At 34.6% G+C, this 19,728-nt stretch carries 27 protein-coding genes and 1 pseudogene; 6 read left to right on the plus strand and 22 right to left on the minus strand.

Annotation, left to right across the window (positions count from 1 at the left end; translation table 11 throughout):
* Window positions 1–206: 206 nt before the first annotated feature.
* From KW850_RS30810 to KW850_RS30845, 9 genes and pseudogenes are all read right to left on the minus strand, one after another.
* Entirely contained in the window at window positions 207–557 is a 351-nt protein-coding gene (locus KW850_RS30810) for a VOC family protein (protein ID WP_218351463.1), read from the minus strand.
* Window positions 558–729: 172 nt separating this feature from the next.
* Window positions 730–1,020, minus strand: coding sequence for a hypothetical protein (locus KW850_RS30815; RefSeq protein ID WP_218351464.1), 291 nt, complete (start codon window positions 1,018–1,020; stop codon window positions 730–732).
* Window positions 1,021–1,295: 275 nt separating this feature from the next.
* The gene (locus KW850_RS30820; RefSeq protein ID WP_218351465.1) at window positions 1,296–1,763 is read right to left on the minus strand and encodes a MarR family winged helix-turn-helix transcriptional regulator; all 468 of its coding nucleotides are present in this window, start codon (window positions 1,761–1,763) and stop codon (window positions 1,296–1,298) included.
* A 12-nt stretch (window positions 1,764–1,775) separates the two neighbouring features.
* The gene (locus KW850_RS30825) at window positions 1,776–2,852 is read right to left on the minus strand and encodes an alkene reductase (protein WP_218351466.1); all 1,077 of its coding nucleotides are present in this window, start codon (window positions 2,850–2,852) and stop codon (window positions 1,776–1,778) included.
* 366 nt (window positions 2,853–3,218) lie between these two features.
* Window positions 3,219–3,408 (minus strand): annotated as a pseudogene (locus KW850_RS33705) (nuclear transport factor 2 family protein); the annotation flags it as partial.
* Window positions 3,409–3,441: 33 nt separating this feature from the next.
* Window positions 3,442–3,780, minus strand: a complete 339-nt coding sequence (locus tag KW850_RS30830; RefSeq protein ID WP_218351467.1) for a YolD-like family protein — start codon at window positions 3,778–3,780, stop codon at window positions 3,442–3,444.
* A gap of 324 nt (window positions 3,781–4,104) precedes the next feature.
* Complete coding sequence (locus tag KW850_RS30835) at window positions 4,105–4,722, minus strand: FMN-binding negative transcriptional regulator (protein ID WP_218351468.1); 618 nt, start codon at window positions 4,720–4,722, stop codon at window positions 4,105–4,107.
* A 23-nt stretch (window positions 4,723–4,745) separates the two neighbouring features.
* Complete coding sequence (paiA, locus tag KW850_RS30840) at window positions 4,746–5,264, minus strand: spermidine/spermine N(1)-acetyltransferase (protein WP_218351469.1); 519 nt, start codon at window positions 5,262–5,264, stop codon at window positions 4,746–4,748.
* Window positions 5,265–5,289: 25 nt separating this feature from the next.
* On the minus strand, window positions 5,290–5,742 hold the full coding sequence (locus KW850_RS30845) for a MarR family winged helix-turn-helix transcriptional regulator (protein WP_218351470.1): 453 nt from the start codon (window positions 5,740–5,742) through the stop codon (window positions 5,290–5,292).
* Between the two features lie 128 nt (window positions 5,743–5,870).
* Between KW850_RS30845 and KW850_RS30850 the strand changes: the two genes are divergently transcribed.
* Window positions 5,871–6,311, plus strand: coding sequence for a GNAT family N-acetyltransferase (locus KW850_RS30850; protein WP_218351471.1), 441 nt, complete (start codon window positions 5,871–5,873; stop codon window positions 6,309–6,311).
* Window positions 6,312–6,331: 20 nt separating this feature from the next.
* Entirely contained in the window at window positions 6,332–6,976 is a 645-nt protein-coding gene (locus tag KW850_RS30855; RefSeq protein WP_218351472.1) for a YczE/YyaS/YitT family protein, read from the plus strand.
* A 116-nt stretch (window positions 6,977–7,092) separates the two neighbouring features.
* On the opposite strand, the gene KW850_RS30860 is transcribed toward KW850_RS30855, so the two are convergent.
* The 8 genes from KW850_RS30860 to KW850_RS30895 form a co-directional block, all read right to left on the minus strand.
* Complete coding sequence (locus tag KW850_RS30860; protein ID WP_218351473.1) at window positions 7,093–7,662, minus strand: dihydrofolate reductase family protein; 570 nt, start codon at window positions 7,660–7,662, stop codon at window positions 7,093–7,095.
* Window positions 7,663–7,880: 218 nt separating this feature from the next.
* Entirely contained in the window at window positions 7,881–8,093 is a 213-nt protein-coding gene (locus KW850_RS30865) for a hypothetical protein (RefSeq protein WP_218351474.1), read from the minus strand.
* A 264-nt stretch (window positions 8,094–8,357) separates the two neighbouring features.
* A complete protein-coding gene (locus KW850_RS30870) occupies window positions 8,358–8,567 on the minus strand; it encodes a glycine zipper domain-containing protein (RefSeq protein ID WP_218351475.1) in 210 nt (69 codons plus the stop codon).
* A 189-nt stretch (window positions 8,568–8,756) separates the two neighbouring features.
* On the minus strand, window positions 8,757–9,251 hold the full coding sequence (locus tag KW850_RS30875; RefSeq protein ID WP_218351476.1) for a GNAT family N-acetyltransferase: 495 nt from the start codon (window positions 9,249–9,251) through the stop codon (window positions 8,757–8,759).
* Window positions 9,252–9,729: 478 nt separating this feature from the next.
* The gene (locus KW850_RS30880; RefSeq protein ID WP_218351477.1) at window positions 9,730–10,314 is read right to left on the minus strand and encodes a CBO0543 family protein; all 585 of its coding nucleotides are present in this window, start codon (window positions 10,312–10,314) and stop codon (window positions 9,730–9,732) included.
* A gap of 505 nt (window positions 10,315–10,819) precedes the next feature.
* Complete coding sequence (locus KW850_RS30885) at window positions 10,820–11,494, minus strand: hypothetical protein (protein WP_218351478.1); 675 nt, start codon at window positions 11,492–11,494, stop codon at window positions 10,820–10,822.
* A 140-nt stretch (window positions 11,495–11,634) separates the two neighbouring features.
* A complete protein-coding gene (locus KW850_RS30890; protein WP_218351479.1) occupies window positions 11,635–12,045 on the minus strand; it encodes a hypothetical protein in 411 nt (136 codons plus the stop codon).
* 297 nt (window positions 12,046–12,342) lie between these two features.
* Window positions 12,343–13,107, minus strand: a complete 765-nt coding sequence (locus KW850_RS30895) for an SDR family NAD(P)-dependent oxidoreductase (protein ID WP_218351480.1) — start codon at window positions 13,105–13,107, stop codon at window positions 12,343–12,345.
* A gap of 137 nt (window positions 13,108–13,244) precedes the next feature.
* On the opposite strand from KW850_RS30895, the gene KW850_RS30900 reads away from it, so the two are divergent.
* The gene (locus tag KW850_RS30900; protein ID WP_218351481.1) at window positions 13,245–13,625 is read left to right on the plus strand and encodes a MerR family transcriptional regulator; all 381 of its coding nucleotides are present in this window, start codon (window positions 13,245–13,247) and stop codon (window positions 13,623–13,625) included.
* Window positions 13,626–14,160: 535 nt separating this feature from the next.
* Here the strand turns inward: KW850_RS30900 and KW850_RS30905 are convergent.
* The 4 genes from KW850_RS30905 to KW850_RS30920 form a co-directional block, all read right to left on the minus strand.
* On the minus strand, window positions 14,161–14,898 hold the full coding sequence (locus KW850_RS30905) for an esterase family protein (RefSeq protein WP_218351482.1): 738 nt from the start codon (window positions 14,896–14,898) through the stop codon (window positions 14,161–14,163).
* Window positions 14,889–16,082 carry an ATP-grasp domain-containing protein gene (locus KW850_RS30910; RefSeq protein WP_218351483.1) on the minus strand — a complete coding sequence of 398 codons (1,194 nt, stop codon included), beginning with the start codon at window positions 16,080–16,082 and terminating at the stop codon, window positions 14,889–14,891. Before KW850_RS30910 ends, KW850_RS30905 begins: the two co-directional genes overlap by 10 nt.
* A gap of 150 nt (window positions 16,083–16,232) precedes the next feature.
* Complete coding sequence (locus tag KW850_RS30915; RefSeq protein ID WP_218351484.1) at window positions 16,233–17,063, minus strand: alpha/beta hydrolase; 831 nt, start codon at window positions 17,061–17,063, stop codon at window positions 16,233–16,235.
* A gap of 80 nt (window positions 17,064–17,143) precedes the next feature.
* Window positions 17,144–17,425: a DUF7878 domain-containing protein gene (locus KW850_RS30920; protein WP_218351485.1), complete on the minus strand. Its 282-nt coding sequence runs from the start codon at window positions 17,423–17,425 to the stop codon at window positions 17,144–17,146.
* A gap of 362 nt (window positions 17,426–17,787) precedes the next feature.
* Between KW850_RS30920 and KW850_RS30925 the strand changes: the two genes are divergently transcribed.
* The 3 genes from KW850_RS30925 to KW850_RS30935 all read left to right on the plus strand — a co-directional run bounded on the left by KW850_RS30925 (window position 17,788) and on the right by KW850_RS30935 (window position 19,016).
* Window positions 17,788–18,000 carry a spore germination protein GerPB gene (locus KW850_RS30925; protein ID WP_218351486.1) on the plus strand — a complete coding sequence of 71 codons (213 nt, stop codon included), beginning with the start codon at window positions 17,788–17,790 and terminating at the stop codon, window positions 17,998–18,000.
* A gap of 307 nt (window positions 18,001–18,307) precedes the next feature.
* A complete protein-coding gene (locus KW850_RS30930) occupies window positions 18,308–18,790 on the plus strand; it encodes a DUF2975 domain-containing protein (RefSeq protein ID WP_218351487.1) in 483 nt (160 codons plus the stop codon).
* Between the two features lie 10 nt (window positions 18,791–18,800).
* Window positions 18,801–19,016 (plus strand): helix-turn-helix domain-containing protein, encoded by a 216-nt coding sequence (locus KW850_RS30935; RefSeq protein WP_218351488.1) that lies wholly within the window; start codon window positions 18,801–18,803, stop codon window positions 19,014–19,016.
* A 290-nt stretch (window positions 19,017–19,306) separates the two neighbouring features.
* Here KW850_RS30935 and KW850_RS30940 read toward each other — a convergent pair whose 3' ends face one another.
* Window positions 19,307–19,543: a colicin immunity domain-containing protein gene (locus tag KW850_RS30940; RefSeq protein ID WP_256358556.1), complete on the minus strand. Its 237-nt coding sequence runs from the start codon at window positions 19,541–19,543 to the stop codon at window positions 19,307–19,309.
* Window positions 19,544–19,728 lie beyond the last annotated feature (185 nt).

Consider the following 19,728-nt stretch of genomic DNA (forward strand, 5'->3'; position numbering starts at 1 on the left):
ACGCCTTCATGTAGCCAAAATGCTAATTACTCATTCATTCCACGGCTTATTGATCATTCAAGTGATTTGAATTCCTGCGAATAAGTGAGTATTCGAGAGATAATCGTATCTAACTGAGGGAGCACAACAAGAAACAGGGATCGCCGCAGCGGTCCCTTATTTAACTCTTGCACCCGTTAACTCAATAGCAAATGAATTACAACTCGTTATTTCTCCCAAAGCTCGACCAGTCGACCTTCAGGATCTTCAATCCAAATAAACTTTCCAAATTCACTAATTTCTTTTTTCTTTGCAAGAGGTACACCAATATGTTCAAGATGCTTAATAGTCTCGTTTAGATTATGTACTTGGAAATTTAACATCACTTGTTGTTCTGTTGGAAAATAACTGTCATTCTCGGTAAAGAAAGAAAAGATAGTCTCATTTCCTAATTGGGGTTTTATCACAGTCCCATTCCAATTATCTATTTCATCAATCTTCAACACTTCACTGTACCATTTTTTTATAACTTCAAGATTCTTAGTTCTCCAAAATATTCCTCCGAAACCTTTTATCATCTTATCTAACTCCTTTCTGTCATCAAATTTTTAGCTATCCGATTAAATTAGATATTCGAGATATAAATTTAAATTCCTTTTTCAACTATACTACCCCCGTTAGTTATTCCACTCATTTTCTGGTATAACTCGGTTGAAATAATCAATTGGTTTAATTTTATTACCTATAATTTTAAACGTTATTTTCTCTTTCATATAAAGGCGGGTTATGTAGACCTTGGAAAGTTACTACTTGAACCCTAACGTAAAATATATCATTGTTCTGGTCGTCGTTTTTTATTTCTAATCTTTTTTCATTGCCTCTAAACCAATCTGTACTCACGACAGAGAGGATAGGTCCTTGTAATAGCTTAATTAACTCTTTTTCTAATACGTCGTGAGGTAATTCAGTAACATTTGAGAAATTGGGAGATACAAATACCATAATACATAAAATGATTAAGATAGATATTGGCTTTTTCATATGAACACCTCAGTATTAATCTTTCCTCACTGAGGTTCGTTTATTTAATATCCTTCTTCAGCTAACCTGCTTCGTTTGCTCAATAAGAAAAGCCACCAAAATTGGCGGCTAGCTCTTCAAATCTTGAACCCGATAGTTTAAGGACAATCCTTCACAATCTTCTTTATAAATAAAAAGGAGATACCAATTTATGTATCATCATTCTTTAGGTTTAAAAACGAACGAAAAGGTGTGTTAATTTGAAATAACACACCTTCATTGGAATCGTATATGTTTTAGCCTTTATTTAATATCCTCTTAACTAAATCCAAAAATACGCTTTTTTCTTCGTCTGAAAGATTTTCAGTGACCGTACTTTCAAGTGTTCTCCAAATATTAAACACATCTTCTTTTAGATCCATTCCCGCTTGGGTAAGAGAAACAAGTGTCACTCGTTTGTCCAAATCAGAACGTTTTCTAGTTACAAGGCCCGCCTCTTCAAGTCTCTGAACCGACTTTGTAACAGTTGTATGGTTTATACCCAAAGAATTTCCTAAAGATTTCTGTGATTGATTATCGGTATGCCATAATTGCATTAATAATAGTTCTTGACCTGGGAATAATCCAATTTCTCGGAGTAAGTCAGATGCCATCGTCCGATGAAAACGCACGAGTTCAATGATCGCAAAGCTTACTGGAAATTTAGAGGAATTAGCAATTCCCTCAACTTCCCATCTGTTTGTAGTATCTTGATTTTTTGTCATATTATTCAATCCTTATTGAGATTCTAACTCACTCATCGTTGGATAATCCGTATAACCTTTACTATCTCCACCAAAGAAGGTTGTAAGGTCAGGCTCATTCAATGGTGCACCTTTTTTAAGACGTCCTACTAAATCTGGATTAGCTAATGCCCATGCACCGACTGGAGCAACATCTGCAAGATTCGCTTCAATATCCACATCAATTTGATCAAGTGGTCTACCAGAACGATTTACTAATAATGGATTAGACCAAAGTGCACGAATTTCTTTTAAAAAGTCATCATTACCTAAATGCATTACATGTAAATAAGCTAGATTTAGTTTTGCCAACTCTGGGATAAGGTATTTGTATAGGTCTAAACCACTTTCGCCTTCATCAATTCCCATATACGCTAAGTTTCCTGGTGAGATACGGAAACCAGTACGTTCAGCACCAATTTCCTCCGCAACAGCAGCGGCTACTTCAATAGCAAATCTTGCACGATTTTCGATTGAACCACCATAATTATCTGTACGAACATTTGCGTTTTCAGATATGAATTGATGAATTAAGTAGCCATTTGCTCCATGAATTTCAACTCCATCAGCACCAGCTTCTATGGCTGCGGCTGCGGCTTTGCGGAAATCCGCAATTGTTGTTTGAATTTCTTCTTCACTTAACTCACGTGGCACTGGAACTTCTTGCATTCCTTTAGCAGTAAACATTTGCACACCTGGAGCGATTGCAGATGGTGCAACTGCTTGACGATGATGTGGTGTATTGTCAGGATGTGACATACGACCAGCATGCATTAATTGAATATACATATATCCACCTGCTTCATGCACGGCATCCGTTACTTTTTTCCATCCTTCAATATGCTTTTTAGTATAAATACCAGGTGACCATAAATAACCTTGACCATCATCAGAAGGTTGCGTACCTTCACTTATTATTAACCCAATCGAAGCTCTTTGAGCATAATAAATTGAGCTTAGTTCCCCTGGTGTTCCATCTTCTTGTGCTCTACTACGAGTCATTGGTGCCATCGCTAAACGATGAGGTAATTCTAAGTTTCCAACCTTCGTTTTGCTCCATATTTTTTTCATTTATATACACTCCTTTTCAAATTACGTTGCCAGCAACATAATTAATCTAACATCTTTTTTATGTTGTCGGCAACATATTTGCTTTCAGATAATTTTTATGTTCATCTTATTGTAACTAGATTACTATTCTTATTGAACTGCTCCGTTAGTGCAATAAAAAAAGGGATCGCCGCAGCCAACCCAATCTTTAACTCTTGCACCCAGTTACTTTAAGTACAATTCTTCACAATCTTTCTATCAAAATAAGAAAAGGGCTACCGTAGCAACCCTTTGTTCAACGAAAGCCCCTTTTCCATGACAACAAAATCCAGATCAGAACATGCCATTCTCCTTTGGAGAATTCTCGGGTATCGGCTGACCCACATCTCAGAATTCGACGATGAGGTCGTTATGGAAGCGGAAGATATGGACCACAGCTCCTCCAAGGTCATCTTGCTTTTGCTTTAACATGGGAGTGAACCGCAACGATATCACCCTCTTAGATGACACGTTTTACCTCAAGGATTTTGTGAGGATTCTTGACGGCGTTCTCTTCCATTGCGAGCATAAGAGAGTTTAAGAAGAAATTTACATTTTTAAATACTCCGCTCTAATTCACGACCTTCACTCCGACAACACGATCGAATGCAATCCGCTCAAACTCGCCAGGCTTTACTTCAATGCGCAGCTCCTTCGTCAATGGATCGACATAATGCACTTGGCCCGTTATGTCCCTAGTAAAACCGTCCTCCCATACACTAAGCTTTACCGAATGGTTGTATTCCATTGCGTAGATTATGCGCAGGTCGAATTCTTCCGTTTCATGCTCATCTACTATCGGTTTCCTCATCCGCTCAGTATCACGCCAGAAATTTTGCTGAGTTTTTGCTAGTTCTGGTAACTGAAATGCCGCTTGCCATTTAACCATACCACGATCACGTATCGCCATATAATCGCCTCCTTTACCTATATTATATACGAACAAATGTTCTTTATGTATACAAAAAGGTTATGTACGACACAATAGTAACGAAAGACTTCCTCCAATGGATTGATTTACCTTGAAGGCCATCCTTAAAATCTAAGGGTGGTTTTTTTCATTTTTATTTTACAAAACTCCTTTTTTCCATTTCTTTTTAAGACAACCTTCATACTATATAAGTGCAAGAAATCCTTGAATATAGTAAGCATTAACAGATGCGTCTAAAAGACGCTTTTTTATTTCTTTTATAATAATAAAACGCCACCCGTTAAGGTGACGCAATGGCTATCGTTATTTATATTTTTGTACATTTTTTCTCATAAGAGATGCCACTTGTATGTTATCCTGTTTAGAAGTGTTTTCTAGGTTCTTAATAATTAACTCTTGTCGTTCCACAGGGTGATTTTGGCTTAATTTAGCTTTTGCTTCAATTTTTGAGATTTTTATTCTGAACGCTACAATTCCTTTACTCATTCCTTCGATAAAACTCGGTTCTACACCATTTAAATTGTATGGACTATCTAGACGTTCATATTTATTTACTAAGTCATTTAAAGAATCGAATATCACTTTTTCATCTTCGATAATCTCCATCTTCCCATATAAATGGATGGACACATAATTCCAAGTAGGCACTGCTTTCATTGTTTCGTACCAAGAAGGTGAAATATAACAGTGTGGACCTTGGAAAACCACAAGAACTTGTTGGTTTTCAGCATCCTTCCATTGTTCGTTCGGACGAGCAAAATGACCATATAAAGCATTATCAGATTTATTTAATATCAATGGAAGATGTGTAGCGTATGGTTCCCCGTTATGCTGAGAAAATAAAGTTGCAAAGCCATACTTTTCGATAAAGTCATAAATAATATGTTCATCATCGATTTTAAAATGTTTAGGTATATACATAATGATTCCACCTTTCAAAAAAGTTATATAAGTGTTTTGGTCATTATAAAGTCCATTTGTTCTTCATCACCCATATAAAAAGAGTGGGCTCCAGTTTGAACAAACCCCATTTTTTTATAAAAAGCAAAAGCATTTTCATTTTTTTCCCATACGCCTAGCCAGATTTTCTTTTTCTTACGTTCCATCGTAATTTCCATTGCTTTATTTAGCAGATATTTACCTAGCCCATGTTTTTGAAATTTGTTCTTTATATAAATCCTCTCGATTTCAAGTGATTCATCACCCATTTCTTCAGACTGAGCTTCATTGGTATTGACCTTTAAATATCCAGCGACTTCATTATTAAAATAAACAAAAAAGAATTGCGAAGAACTATTGGATAATTCTTTTTCTAATTGTTTTAAGTTAAATGCCCTCTCCAAATAGGCATTCATATTTTCCGGTGAATTCTGATGCTTAAATGTCTCATTAAATGTTTCATAACTAATTTCTTGAAGTTTGCATGAATCTTCAAGGGTACACTTTTTTATATTTATAGTCATTTAACTATGTCGCTCCTTTATATAATCAATAATTTCTCTTGTTTCCCTTTTTTACAAATTCCCAGTCTTTTTCTATATTTTTTCTTACTCTTTGAAGAAGATTGAAAATGGTTTCTACTTCTCTTTCGGAAAATCCCTCTAATGCAACGATATTGGAATAATCATTTTCTCTTTTTATAAAAGGATAAACATTTTTCCCTTTCTCTGTTGGAAAGAGTTTTTTAATTTTCTTGTTATGTTGATCTTCTTTCTTTTCAATAAAGCCATTCATTTCAAGTTTTTTTATAGCACGTGCTGCTGTTGTTCGATCTACTTTGATCATCTCAGCTAATTTTTCTTGAATGATTCCTGGGTTTTCACATATTCGCACAAGGTACAAATACTGCCCTTTTGTAAGGTCATATTCTTTAAATTCTAAATTACTTATAGAATCTAATGCCCTTGCTATCATTCCAATTTCACGAAGAATTTCCTTCATCATTAACTCCTTTACTCACATTTTTTGTTGCATTTACTATAAAAGTGATATAAATTAAATTTAACCTAATTTTATTGCATTTGCAACAAAATGATAATAGACAATTTAATGTAAAAGGACTGATAAAAATGAATGCAAAAAGAGCAACGATTGATGAAGATTTAAGGGTAGCATTTGCTATAAGGAAAGAAGTATTTGTGAAAGAACAAGGCGTACCACTAGAGGATGAATTTGATCAATTTGATGCACTGGATGGACTTTGCGAACACATATTAGTCCATTACAATGAACAACCAGTCGGAACGGGAAGGATAAGGTTTATTGATGGAGTAGGTAAATTGGAAAGAATCTGCATCCTGGAACCTTACCGTAAATTTGGTCTTGGAAAAATCATTATAAAATCGTTAGAAGAAATCGCAGAAGAACGGGGAGCCTCGCAGGTTAAATTACATGGACAAACACAGGCAGAAGGTTTTTATAAAAAACTTGGTTATCATACTACATCTAATATCTTTATAGAAGATGGTATCCCACATATTCTAATGCTCAAAGAATTGTCTAGTAAATAATGATAAAGAGGTCGAGTAAAGTGAAATATGTTATTTATATATTAGGAATTTTAATCTTAACCCTTGGTATTTCTTTCACTATACAATCAGACCTTGGAACTTCGCCTTTTGATGCACTTTTGGTAGGATTGTCCATAAATGTGGGACTTACTGTTGGAAGTTGGGAAATAATAATAGCTTTACTATTGATAGGTTGTAATTCATTTTTAAAAAGACAAAGACCAGAAGTTTTGGGGTTGTTAACAGCATTTATAACAGGTATTGGTATTGATACGTGGCTTTTTTTATTGCACAATTTGATAACACCTGAACTATGGTACAGCAAAGTTGTTTGTTTTGGAATCGGCTTAGTTGTTATGGGATTAGGAACTGCAACATATTTACACACAAATTTTGCACCGATTCCAGTTGACCGATTAACCTTAATCATACAAGAATTAACTAGAACAAATATTTTTTTTTCGAGAACATTCATATACCTCGTATTCTTAATCATGGCAATGATTTTAAATGGACCAATTGGCGTTGGAACTTTATTAACCGTTTGTTTAGGAGGGCTAATACTCAATTATCTCATGCCACTTACTAAAAAAGTAATAGACCGCATATTACCACACTCTAGTATATCACCAAATTATGATAAAGATAAAAACCATTCAATATAGGATGGTTTTTGTTGTTCTCGTTCCACTAACCTGCACCTTAGTTGAAGAAGTGACAATTATTATCGAGTATTTTCTAATGATATTTATTGCATTTATCTTTGGAATCTGAAATATTATTAATTCCCATTCATATGATAGATTAGTTGCACAACGCCAGAGGAGAACGTTCTTGTATTAACCACTTTTAAATTCAACCTTTGTTTTATATCAATAAATAACGGTTTTCCTTCTCCAAGAATAACAGGGTGAACAGATAATCTAAATTTATCAACAAGCCCTAAATTGATAAAAGATGTAATTAGACTTGCCCCGCCATATAGCCAGATGTCTTTACCAGGCTTCTTCTTTAATTTATTTACTTCTTCAAGAATATTATCATTTATAAATATTGCTTTATTATCAGTCCCTTTTTGCGTTCTGGAAAACACATATTTTTCTTTACAATGAACTAATTCCCAAATTTCTTTTTCAATATCCGTATTTTCATTTTCAGGAGTAAATTGTCCCCATAAATCGTAGCTTTTTTTTCCATATAAAATTGTATCAATTTGATTTAAGAAATCAATAAACCCCATCTCAGAGTCCATTATGCACCAATCTACTTCCCCATTTGTCCCTTCAATAAAACCGTCTAAAGTAACTGCTAAATCTAAAATTATTTTTCTTGGTCTTACGTTATTGGACATAATTCTTCCTCCCTTTAATCATCTAGATATTGTTTCTACCGCCAACGTTATTATTTTATCATTATTAATAGCATTTATTTCTGAATAAAGTTACTTATGTTATTAAACTGATCTGTTACTTAAAAAAGAAAATGTATTACCTCATTTATATAAGTAATGCACCATTTTTCCAGTTTTAGTTTTTCAAAAATAATTGATAATACCAGATTAAAAGTGTATTATTCATCAACTAATTCACTTAATGCAAAAAATTTATTATCTATATCATCAATTCTTGATCTTGACATCATTGATATTTCTAAAAGTTCATAAGGCGGACTGTCAATAGCCTCAATAACTTTATCACACCAGTCAATTACCTCATCTTTAGTCCACAATCCACACCCAATTCCTAAGTAATATATACTTGTAAGTTCTTTTAAGTTACCCAATCGTTTCACCTTCAAAAGACAGTATTTTGTTTATAATTTCTCTTTCAAATATTAAAATCCTTCTTCAACTATCCTGCCGTTAGTTAAACAAGAAAAAGCTGCCACGATGACAGCAGCGATCTTTAACTAAAGCACCCAGTTACTTTAAGGGAATTGATTAACAATCTTACTGGGAATTTACCTAAAAAAGCTGAATTAACTTAATAAAAAAAAAGGACTCCCTTTTTGGGAATCCAATTCATTCAGTGCCTCTTTGGTTAAAGTCTAATCTTCTCGGTTTGCAACACTGTCATCAGCCTCATTGGCACCTTCGCCGACTTTGTTACCCATCGCTCCTCCTGCAACAGCTCCTGCAACGGTACCAAGTGGACCAAGAACAGAACCCAAAGCAGCACCAGCGACAGCCCCGACACCAGTTCCTACCGCTTCGCCAGCATCATTATCGACACGGTTACGTTCGTTTTTATCAGCCACTCATCTCACTCCTTATTTTGAATAGGCAAGTGCTTGTCAGCACGATACCCTAACATATTTTGCCCTATAACGACAGATTTACGCGAAGTTTAAATCTGAACTTAAAACTTTGCAATTTTCACTATCCTTCACGTTGTACAATAAGAAAAGCTGCCATAATGACAGCTAGATCTTAAACTATTGCACTCGTTAGCTTAATAACAAAATTATTATTTTATTTTTTTTTATCATATTAAAATTAGTCAATTTAACACCTTTACGTTCTACAGTTTGTGAACAAACAATTTTGTAGCCTCGGTGTTCAAAAAATGGCTTAGCTGTAATACTTGCTTCCGTATCAATTTCTAAAATATTTAATTTCTTTGCCTCAGATTCAAGCATACCAACTAAAGCTGTGGCTATACCTTGTCCTTGATAATCTTTATGAACATACAGTCTATCTAAGTGCCCATTATGCGTTAAATCGCTAAAACCAACAACTTTGTCATTAACTTTAGCAACAAATGTTATATTTTGACCCAATGATTCCTTCCAAGATTTCATTTTAGATTCTTTTTCATCTCTTGGTGCCCAAGCATCCAATTCTGCTTGGGAATAATCTTTTGAATTTACGGAATGAACTGTTTCATAAAACAAAGAAACAATCTCTTCTGTATCAGTTACCTTAAACTTTATAATCTTCACTTTCTGTTATGCCTCCCCTTATTAGGATAAGCATATTCTAATATATTTAAAGTTTTACCACCAATTTCTTCTTCCACAAAACTGCTTCATTAGTTCAATAAGAAAAGCTACCTTAATGACAGCCCCGATCTTCAACTTTGCACCCGTTAGTGAAAGAAATAATCTATGTCTAATCCACCACATTTAAAAGGACCTCACAATCACAAAATCTCTTTGTTAATTTATGTTTATGGTCGCATCCTTCTAAATTAATCATCTCATCCAAAAATTGCTCTAAGCGTCTCCAACTGAACTGGAGATAGATTTAACTCGTTCACCAGTTAGCTCATCAAGAAGGAACGGTTAAGGCTGCGATCATGCCTGCTTCCAGACGGTCAGTGCGTTGTCTGGTGCAGGCCTCCATATTTGGCTTCTAAGGATTTTTCTGTTTGTTCTAATGGAAAATAGGTGGCATCTAAAATTCAATGGTTATAGGGCTTTACACGTCACGTTCAGTATTATCATCCGATCTGATTTTTTCGAAATTATTCATTGAACTTAACCAGTAGGAGGTTAAAAAAATGGAAGAATGAAGAAAGAAATCATATGTGTGAAGCCAACCTTTGGCATTATAAAAACGAATCTTTTCAAAAATCGGTTCTAAAACAAATGCGCCTAACACACCAAAAACAATTGCTTTTATAAAGGGATTAATATTGGGTTTCAATTGGATGAAAAACATGACGGCCACTGGTAGCATTGAAAGATCAAAAGGAAGAAACAACATGGGGGAAAATGGAACTACTTTAAAGGGATACGACCATTTCCCTAACGACATAGCGATGCTTTCTATAGCATAAGAGAGAAGCATAGAAGTAAAACCTGCTAGCAGTAAACGATTTGTACTTTCTTTTTTTCTAAACATAAACCAAAGTGTCCACGGAATGATGATTAATGCAATGCCAAGCCACCATCTCCATGTAAATAGAAATGCATTCTTTGTAGCGTCTGCCATCAAACTATTTGCTTCAACTATTTTTAGATACCCTTGCTCAGCTTGTCTCAATCCCTCTTCGATTGTCATTTTTTAATCATCTCCCTGTCCAATTGAATCCTCTGATATTGTTGGCGTATTAATGTTTCAACGATTTCTTTAATGGACTTTCCAGTTATATATTTTATTGGTTTACCATTTCCTTAACCTCTGGTTCAGCATCAATCACCAGTCGAGTATGAACTTTCAATTTTTTCAACCTCCGTCACTTAACGTTTGTATGTACGTATGTTGATGTTAATTTTTCCAATTAACTGTTACTACATTCAAAAAAAGATAAAATCGTGCTTCGATTGGATTGTTATTGCGCTAACCTGCTTCGTTAGTTGAATAACTTGTACAAGTCCATTATACCTAGCCGGTATAATAATTTTAGAATATTTTACACAAAAAGAAACCCGTCAAAAGCCGACGAGTTTCTTTCAGTTTTTATGTCAATTCACTTGTCATTTTGTGCATTATTTTTGAAAAAGCACCTCAAAACGGAACCCTTTACTCACTGAAGAGGGGCTTATTATTATATCATGAGAGTTATTTAATATAAGCCAGATTGATGTTTAAAGACCAGCTTTCCATTCTTAAAGTCTAATAAAACCCATTTCCAAATCCAATTATTATCTTTTGTTACATCATATTCCCATTCATAACTTTTATAAGAATTACCATCCTTTGAACTTTTAGAAGTTAAAATCATTTTTTCGCCTGTAGCTTGTACCACAGAATTATAATCTATTCCCACCCTAAGTAAGTTATACTCATCTAAAGTAATCCCGTTATTGACAGGTGTAAAAAAGTATCCCGTAGCTTTCTTTGTGTACTTTTTCCAAACATAAGAAGTGTAACCTTTAACGTATTTAGATGGAACGTATATGGTTGCAGTCTTTGTTTGTTTTATCCATTTGCCTTTTACTTTTACATAGTCAGTATACTTGAATGAGTCTTTGGTCCAATAAGTATTGATCTTTGTCATAACGTTGCCAGCAGGTACTTTTACATTAACTGTTTTTCCTAGATAATTCTTAGCAGTTAGCTTAGAAGAGATACTTGCAGTCTTATAAGCTTGTGTGCTTGTTGGTACCTTGTATTTTTTCTTTGCTTCTTTGTCATAGTCTACGAAAGTGACAGTACCATATGAGTAGTTACGGTTCCCGGTATAGCTTGTAAGAGTAGTGGATGTATCAGGTAAGAAAACAGTAGTCGCATAAAGCACTACTGAAAAAACTCATGAATAAATTAAAATACTTAACGCCACCAAATAAATCACACTACCTTTGTTGTTGAACTCTAGCACCCGTTAGCGAAAGTACAAAATATCACAAACTATTGTGAACTAAAGCTGTTTATTCATTATTAATCTTCATCTTTATTTTTTTGTTCCGACCAATCCCAATAGGCATCATAAACCTCATCGTGGAGAAATCCCTCGTTCTCTTCTTCCTCTTCTTCATTAGGCTCGCTAAGTGTTAATCCAAGCCAAGTATCATCAAGCTCAACAACTTCTGGGTTTCTTACAGCGTCCAATAAAGAAAAAGCATCGTGAAATGCCCCAAGAATAGTATCTCTGACTGTTTTTTCAATAGCTGATAAGGCTACATCATCAAATTTATATTTTATTAAAGCAGCTACTTCTTCTTCGCTCAATTTAAACTCATCCCATACAATGTTATCTTCGGATGGGCTCACTAAATGATTTCGTATCTCTTCTGAACTATTTTTTATTATCTCGTGTAGTTCAATTAAAAATATTTTTCTTGGGTCCATTGTCGACTCCAACCTCCGTTTGATTGAACTTTTTAAGTAATCTATTTCACCATTGAATAACTATAATCCTTCTTCAAGTAAACTGCCCTTTAGTTGAAGAAGAAAAAGATGTAATCTCTGTGGAATCCCATCTTGAAGTAAAGCACCCGTTGGTTGAACAAATATATGAAAGGTTCTCCTTATGGAAGAACCTCTTTTTAATAGGATATTACAATTAGTAAAGAACTTTTTTATATACATAAAATTATAAGGATAATAATCCAGAAATTTTAGAATCACGATGATAAATCAACCTTATTAGCTTCTCATTCTTACTGCATAAGGATAAATTGGATCTTTTAATTGAAATTCATAAGTAAGACCATCTACAATTCCAACTACTTTTTCGCTATCGTAAAGTTCAAGCATAAATCCAGCCATTTCTTTGGCTGTATGGTATTTAGGAAGAAGTCCTTCAAACTTAACATTTTCTTCTAAATCATTCGATACTTTTGCAAATTCAGTTTCAGTTGCAGCAGGAGCTAATACTTTTGCTTGCATGCTTGCACCTTTTTCTTTTAATTCATGTGCAAGCCCTTCAGTAAAGGCACTTACATAGAATTTAGAAGCACAGTATGTGATTGCATTTCCAATAATCGTATAACCCCCACCTGATGAAACGTTAATTAATTGTGTTCCTTCAACTGATGAATAGTCACGAACATAAAGAGAAGTTAAAATAGTTAAAGCCTCGATATTTAAATTAAGCATTGTCTCAATTTTAGTTAAATTTTGATCTCCAACTGATGCAAAATTACCAAATCCTGCGTTATTAATCCACGTTTCAATTTCATATCCCTTTAAATCTTCATATAATGTATAAGCATTTTTCGTATTTGATAAATCAACTGTTTTAATAACGACATCTAATTCTACATCTTTCACGATCTCTGTTTTTAGTTTTTCAAGCTCCTCAGTTCTACGTGCCACAATGACTAAATTTTTACCGCGAGCAGCAAAAGCAAGAGCTGTTTCATAACCAATACCAGAACTTGCACCTGTAATAACTGTATATTTTTTCATTTTATTGCCTCCTAATATTTTGTTATACTAACAAATTGATTGTTAACTTTTACGGATTTATTATAGTGGTTAGAGTAAACTCTAAGTCAAACCTATTTTTTACACTTGATTAGCATTGGTTAAAAATGGAGGGTTTTATGTATACAATTGGCGAAGTGGCACAACTAGTAGGAGTTAGCACACATACATTACGTTACTATGAAAAAGAGAATATCATTCTTCCAGATCGGAATGAAAATGGAGAAAGAAAATATACTGAATCGCATCTTAAATGGCTAAAATTTGTTTTAAAATTAAAAGAGACGCAAATGCCGATCACAAAAATCAAAGAGTATGCCTTCTTGTATACTGAAGGAGAGCATACAGCAATTAATCGATTAAAACTATTAGAAGATCATAAAAGTTCCATCGAAAACCAGTTAAAGACACTGAAAGAAACGAATAAAATGTTAGAACATAAAATTACTTCATATAAAGAAATGATTTTGAAAAGAAATGAAGTAGATACAAAAGCATAATATTATATTTAGGGTAAATAACGTAAAAACATAATAAAAGGAACGCACGTATTAGATGTATATAATATGTGCGTTCCTTAATTACTTGTTATTGAACTAAAGCATCCCGTTAGTGTAAGTACATTCCTTCACAATCCTCCAACCGAAAAATATCAAGAGCTGTCCAAGAATAGGACAGCCCCTCGTTTTAAATATTTATTTTCGTGGACGATGCATACTCTAACTCAAATTAATAAAGCGAAGAACTTATGAATAGTGGGGTTTTTGTCTCCTGAATAGACACCGAAGGTTTCTATTTTTTATATTAAATGGTTTTATATGTTTTGTGAGAATATTGCCCATAATATATTATATGGGTTTCTTTTAACGACGACAGTATATTGTTATTTTAATGCCTTTTTATCACCTCATTTAAGTGTTTATTACCACTTTATTGCTACTTTTAATACGACATCAATTATTTAACCTAAAAATCAAAAAATCCCCTCAAAAAACACCAGCGACTCAACCGTACTGATGTTTTTTTGACATTTCATTAAAGTAATTTTCCTAAATAATACGGCATTTGGCGTCGCCACCAAATCCAATCATGCGAAACATCTTCGCCCCACTCATCAAACGATGCTGGAATTTGTTTTTCTTCAAAGGCTTTTTTTAATGTAAAGTATGATGGCAGCCCTTCCTGTTCCCAATCACCCAGCCCGGTACAAATAATGATATCTGCTGAACGATATCGATCAATAAACCAGCCATCATTTTGATTCCATATGTAATCACTCGGCGAATTTTCGTAGACAAGCGGATCATTTCCGTAATCCCCAAAAAAGAAACGCACATCGTAAACGCCGCTAAGTGCAACGGCTGTTTGGAAGACATCCGGATGTCTCAAGAAAAAGTTCAACGCATGATATGCCCCCATACTACAACCCGTTGTCATCATAGGATCAAACCAACCTGTTTTATGTTTAATAAATGGGATAGCTTCTGAAATCACATATCGGTCATATGCTTCATGAGCTAATGCACGGTCATGTGCCGGTTTTGAGTCGTGCAGCCAACTTTCGCAATCTACACTAGCCAATGTAAAAAACTGAACTTTTCCGGATTCAATAAAGTCATGACACACATCAATCATTCCAAAATCATAGTATTCAGTATGCGTCCCTCCAGATGAAGGAAAAACTAGAATTGGCATGCCACTGTGTCCATATCTGTTCAACACCATTTCACGGCCTAATTCGCCACTCCAATGGTTTAACTGTTCTATATGCATAGAAAATCTCCTGTCCCTATTTTTCGTTCATGTACAAAACGGATAATCTCATCCACTTCTTCTTGCGAATCTGCATTAATCGCATAAAATTGATTTCCTTGGAGTTCCGCAAATGCATCTGGCATGCGCCGTTCAAACTTCACACGGTCGCCAAATCGTTCAGAAATAGCTTTCGTATCATGTTTATACTCATATGCATCACGCTGTGTTACACCGACACAAAACTTGTTTTCGACATCGGGCTCTTTGAATTCTCCTCCTGTCACAAGAGAAGCATATTGTGCAAATAAATCAATGGAGTACGCGAAATTGTACATATCAATCGTGTAGCCGCCAGCCAAGCGGTTATTGTATTCAAGTGCAACATAATCTCCATTTTCTACTTTAAAAAACTCAATATGGAAAAAGCGTTCTTTCATGCCAAAAGCTTTCACAATCGCCTTTCCATAAGTTTCGAGCTTTGGATCAATTTCTTTTTGAATCACATAAGCTAAATCCAACTGGCCATTAACGAGTTCCAGAGTTGGGACATTATAGGTAAAGCTTGTTTGGAAAACAATGTTCCCTTTCTGATCCACTAAACCATCAAATGTACAAAGCACGCCTCCTTCGACATATGGTTCTAAGAAGTACACTTGTGCTTCTCCCCATTCTTCTTCAAAATGACGTACATCTTCTTCTGAACTTAATTTAAAGGTCGCAGCTGATCCAACTCCATTATCCGGTTTAGCGATAACTGGCAGTCCTAATTCATCAATGGCTTTAGATAACTCCTCTTTAGTTTTAACGATTCTTCCTTCTACAACAGGCACATCTGCTTTTTTAAACAGCTTTTTCATTTCAGATTTATACTTAACTTTTTTCAAGTCATTCGTTTTATTGCCGTACACGTTAAATTGCTCACGCAACTGCGCATCAAGTTCTAACCAGTGTTCGTTATTGGATTCAATCCGGTCAATTGGACCATGTTTATAAAATAAAAATGCAACAGCACGTTTCACTTCATCTGCATCTTCTAAATTATTCACACGATAATATTCTGTTAAAGAGCTTTGTAATTCGGAACCTAATTGGTCATATGGCTCTTCGCCAATTCCTAAAACATTGACACCTGCGTCTTTTAAACGATGAGCAAATGGTTGAAAATTCCCTGGATAATATGGTGATATCAAAATATAATTCATAAAAAAAGCCCCTTTCTCAGAATCAAAAAATTCATTATTTTCACGACTAATTATTTCAAATTATAATCAATATAAACTTTCAACAATATTCAAAAAATTGATAGATTCCTATTATGTTCGAATTTAGTCAAATATAATTATTCAGTTCATTCAAGACCACTTCACACTTAAGAAACTTAAACATTCTGGCAAATGTTTGGCCCAAGCTTTTTCATTATGTTCTTCATCCGCAAAAATATTTAAGCGAATGTAATCAATTGGAACAGAGCCTTTTATCAGTTGTTGATAATACTTAAGCGAGCAATCGATATATGCCTGTTTCATATTACCATACATCATTTGCCGATCTGTATCATCGCCTTCCTGAGTCCCAACTTGAATGTACACACGTTGTTCAGGATCCAACTCTTTTCTAGCAATATAACTGTCAAAGGCTTTACTTGTAATCCAATTGGCTAAAGAAAAAATACCTAAACCACCAATTTGATCTTTATATTCAATACCCATAAAAGCCGAAATATTTCCTCCAAGTGAACTGCCAATAACCGCAGTGTGATATTTATCCGCTTTTGTTCGGTAATGCTTATCGATAAACGGCTTCACGACCGTCATGACAAACTCAGCAAACTCCGCGCCTCTTCCGCCTAGTTCAATATCTTCAGGAAGTGGGCTTTCAGTAATTTTCCAAGGCGTATATTCATTAATTCGATCTTGTCCCGCGTTATCTATCCCAACAACAATCATCTTCGGTAAATCGGGGTTTTGTTTAATTGCAGGAATTACTTTCCATGAATACCCGCTATAAGCTTCACTACTGTAGAAAACATTTTGTCCATCCTGCATATAGACAACTGGATAATTTTTAGCCTCATCTTTATCATAATTTTTCGGCAATAACACACGCACGCGACGTTCTTCATTTTTATAAGACATATGTAATTGATGTGTTTCTAGTTTTAAATAAAAATAGGATTGATCCATTTTACCTTCCTCACTCCTTTGATATTACTTACTAAAGGTACTTATCCAGAGTAACAAAGTAATCAATTGGGTGAAGTTCCTTATTCAATTCGTGAAGATAATGTGTTACAACTTCTACTAATACAGTTGTGGAAATGTATTTTGTCTGTTTCAAACTCCTGCCAAATTGAATAAATTCTCCAATTATCTTCACCCTCATATCGAAAGTTGATTATAGCCTCGTCAAGGTCAATGGTATCAAAGTCCATATTCTCTCTAACACCACTACGAATCTTTTGTAACCATTTGCCCAGTTTCCATCCTAGTTCTGCTAAGTTGGTAAATGGTTCTGTGTCTAAAACAAACGAAAATCTTATATCCATAGAATCACTCCTCAGAGAAATATTCTACATTAAAATCACGATTCCTTCTTTCACTAACTTGCTTCGTTAGTGCAAAATGAAAGGGATCGCAGTACCGCCACTTGTTTAACTCTTGCACCCGTTAGCTTAAGTACATTTCTTCACAACATGTTCGTATTGCGCAATTAATTCTTTTCCATGACTTTGTAATCAGAAAGTTTTCAAGAATTGCACCACATTTTTTACATTTGGTCTTGATCTGGATTTATCTAAGTGAATTTTTCTCCTCCACAATAACCACAAACAAGAATTTAACTTTTTGGCATTATTATTATCAGTACGGAACCTAACTCATGATCATATATTAATAAGAGGTGATTGAAATGGATGAACATCTTCAACAAACATTTGATATCCGTTTTTTGAAAATTGGTGGGATGGGCAATGGTAGCGTTTTGCAAATTGGTTGTGGGGCTGGTAAAGCTAAGCGAATCACTCCTGTTGGATATCCTACAGTTGGACCTAAATTAGTTCCTCAAACAGGTCCTATAGAATTTGCTGTCCCATTACGAGCATCAGTACGTCTGAAAAAATAGCTCAAAGATGGGGATTGCCGATAAACAATTTACGATGAAGGATATTATCTATTTTAAGTAGGTTCTGTTATCTTTCGTTGTTGATTTACTTTATTAAACTATTTGGAAGTTTTGTTGAACAAGTTGTAAATTTAACATTTTAAAGTAAGAGCATTTCTTTGTAATGAAAAATGCTTTTTATTTTTGTCAAAATTAAAAGGATATTTCAATAACAATAATAATATAATAAAAAACAATACGATTTTATTGTAAAACGATAAATAATATGATAAAATCATGTTGTCATTAAATAAGCGAGGTGCTTTTTATGAAACAAGTTACGACACTCTTTTTAAAGCTAGCTGTTATTTTCATAGGAATCCCAGTTCTTGCATTGTGCATATTTTTGGTACCTAAGATCGGGAATTTTGCTGGAGAATCGTATCCAGATATTGCTTATATGAAATCTCTCGTTTTAATCGATATGTATGCGGCAGCGATACCTTTTTACTTTGCTCTGTATCAAGCTTTTAAACTTTTAAGCTATATTGATAAGAACCAAGCGTTCTCGGAATTATCGGTAAAGGCTTTAAAGAATATAAAATACTGTGCCATCACGATCAGTACCTTGTACCTGCTAGGTATGCCACTCTACTATCTCATGGCGGAAAAAGTTGACCCTCCAAGTTTTATACCAATCGGATTGGTCATTATTTTCGCCTCTATGGTGATCGCCGTTTTTGCTGCTGTTCTCCAAAGGCTTTTACAAGAAGCTATTAATATAAAATCAGAAAATGATTTAACGGTTTGAGGTGGAGGAAATGGCAATTATTATTAATATTGATGTGATGTTAGCAAAACGAAAAATGAGCGTAACGGAGCTTTCGGAGAGGGTTGGGATTACGATGGCGAATCTTTCCATTCTGAAAAATGGGAAAGCAAAAGCGGTTCGTTTTTCAACATTAGAAGCGATATGTAGGACTTTGGATTGTCAACCAGGTGATATTTTGGAGTACAAAAGCGACGAAGACACTTAATAAAAACAGACAACAACTTTCTTCTACCAACGGGATTAGATAGTGAAATTAAGATGAAGGGATAGCGATTAAGCTATCCCTTCTCTGCGTTTATTATTGTTATTTAATTAGAGAATTCCATTGAGAATTGCATTGATATTAGTGACAAAAAATGTGATGTGATTTGCAATGTTTGCACCTCAAAAGGGAACCCGTTAGCCGCAGCCATTCCATCTTTAACATAAGCACCCCATTAGTTGAAAAAATTTAAAGGTTTTTCAATAAACTATTTAATTTAACCAAAGCTTCATTTACTCTTTTCTTAGTTGCTGTTCGGATATTTCAAAAGCAGTTTCTTGTCCTGGAAGACATTCGTGCCAATAACAATCAACTGCTTCAAAAACTCCGTTTAAGATTTCGAATAACGTGTTGCCCATTGTTTCTGTTTCATTTTTAAAAGTAATTAGATACTCACGTTCAAAATCATCAACTGTGATTACTTCGTTTATAAAATCCTCCATTAAGCTCTTATATTTATAAGCAAACATTACTTACCCTCTTTTTGAATTTTCTTACAATCCATTCTAATGGTATTCCTTCTTCAAGTAGTTGAGTAGAAGAGAACCTCTCTACCTCGCGGTAGATTGTGTTTCTCCCCCCTCGCAGAACCGTGCTTGCGCTATTCACGCACACGGCTCCTCCTAGTTATCATTCACAAGATGTAGCTAATCTC

The organism is Bacillus sp. sid0103 (genome assembly GCF_019219025.1).

Coding starts and splice junctions, on each gene's coding strand:
- KW850_RS30810 (WP_218351463.1), bottom strand. CDS start 557: ATGATAAAAGGTTTCGGAGGAATATTTTGGAGAACTAAGAATCTTGAA.
- KW850_RS30815 (WP_218351464.1), bottom strand. CDS start 1,020: ATGAAAAAGCCAATATCTATCTTAATCATTTTATGTATTATGGTATTT.
- KW850_RS30820 (WP_218351465.1), bottom strand. CDS start 1,763: ATGACAAAAAATCAAGATACTACAAACAGATGGGAAGTTGAGGGAATT.
- KW850_RS30825 (WP_218351466.1), bottom strand. CDS start 2,852: ATGAAAAAAATATGGAGCAAAACGAAGGTTGGAAACTTAGAATTACCT.
- KW850_RS30830 (WP_218351467.1), bottom strand. CDS start 3,780: ATGGCGATACGTGATCGTGGTATGGTTAAATGGCAAGCGGCATTTCAG.
- KW850_RS30835 (WP_218351468.1), bottom strand. CDS start 4,722: ATGTATATACCTAAACATTTTAAAATCGATGATGAACATATTATTTAT.
- paiA (WP_218351469.1), bottom strand. CDS start 5,264: ATGACTATAAATATAAAAAAGTGTACCCTTGAAGATTCATGCAAACTT.
- KW850_RS30845 (WP_218351470.1), bottom strand. CDS start 5,742: ATGAAGGAAATTCTTCGTGAAATTGGAATGATAGCAAGGGCATTAGAT.
- KW850_RS30850 (WP_218351471.1), top strand. CDS start 5,871: ATGAATGCAAAAAGAGCAACGATTGATGAAGATTTAAGGGTAGCATTT.
- KW850_RS30860 (WP_218351473.1), bottom strand. CDS start 7,662: ATGTCCAATAACGTAAGACCAAGAAAAATAATTTTAGATTTAGCAGTT.
- KW850_RS30880 (WP_218351477.1), bottom strand. CDS start 10,314: ATGACAATCGAAGAGGGATTGAGACAAGCTGAGCAAGGGTATCTAAAA.
- KW850_RS30890 (WP_218351479.1), bottom strand. CDS start 12,045: ATGGACCCAAGAAAAATATTTTTAATTGAACTACACGAGATAATAAAA.
- KW850_RS30895 (WP_218351480.1), bottom strand. CDS start 13,107: ATGAAAAAATATACAGTTATTACAGGTGCAAGTTCTGGTATTGGTTAT.
- KW850_RS30900 (WP_218351481.1), top strand. CDS start 13,245: ATGTATACAATTGGCGAAGTGGCACAACTAGTAGGAGTTAGCACACAT.
- KW850_RS30905 (WP_218351482.1), bottom strand. CDS start 14,898: ATGCATATAGAACAGTTAAACCATTGGAGTGGCGAATTAGGCCGTGAA.
- KW850_RS30910 (WP_218351483.1), bottom strand. CDS start 16,082: ATGAATTATATTTTGATATCACCATATTATCCAGGGAATTTTCAACCA.
- KW850_RS30915 (WP_218351484.1), bottom strand. CDS start 17,063: ATGGATCAATCCTATTTTTATTTAAAACTAGAAACACATCAATTACAT.
- KW850_RS30920 (WP_218351485.1), bottom strand. CDS start 17,425: ATGGATATAAGATTTTCGTTTGTTTTAGACACAGAACCATTTACCAAC.
- KW850_RS30925 (WP_218351486.1), top strand. CDS start 17,788: ATGGATGAACATCTTCAACAAACATTTGATATCCGTTTTTTGAAAATT.
- KW850_RS30930 (WP_218351487.1), top strand. CDS start 18,308: ATGAAACAAGTTACGACACTCTTTTTAAAGCTAGCTGTTATTTTCATA.
- KW850_RS30935 (WP_218351488.1), top strand. CDS start 18,801: ATGGCAATTATTATTAATATTGATGTGATGTTAGCAAAACGAAAAATG.
- KW850_RS30940 (WP_256358556.1), bottom strand. CDS start 19,543: ATGTTTGCTTATAAATATAAGAGCTTAATGGAGGATTTTATAAACGAA.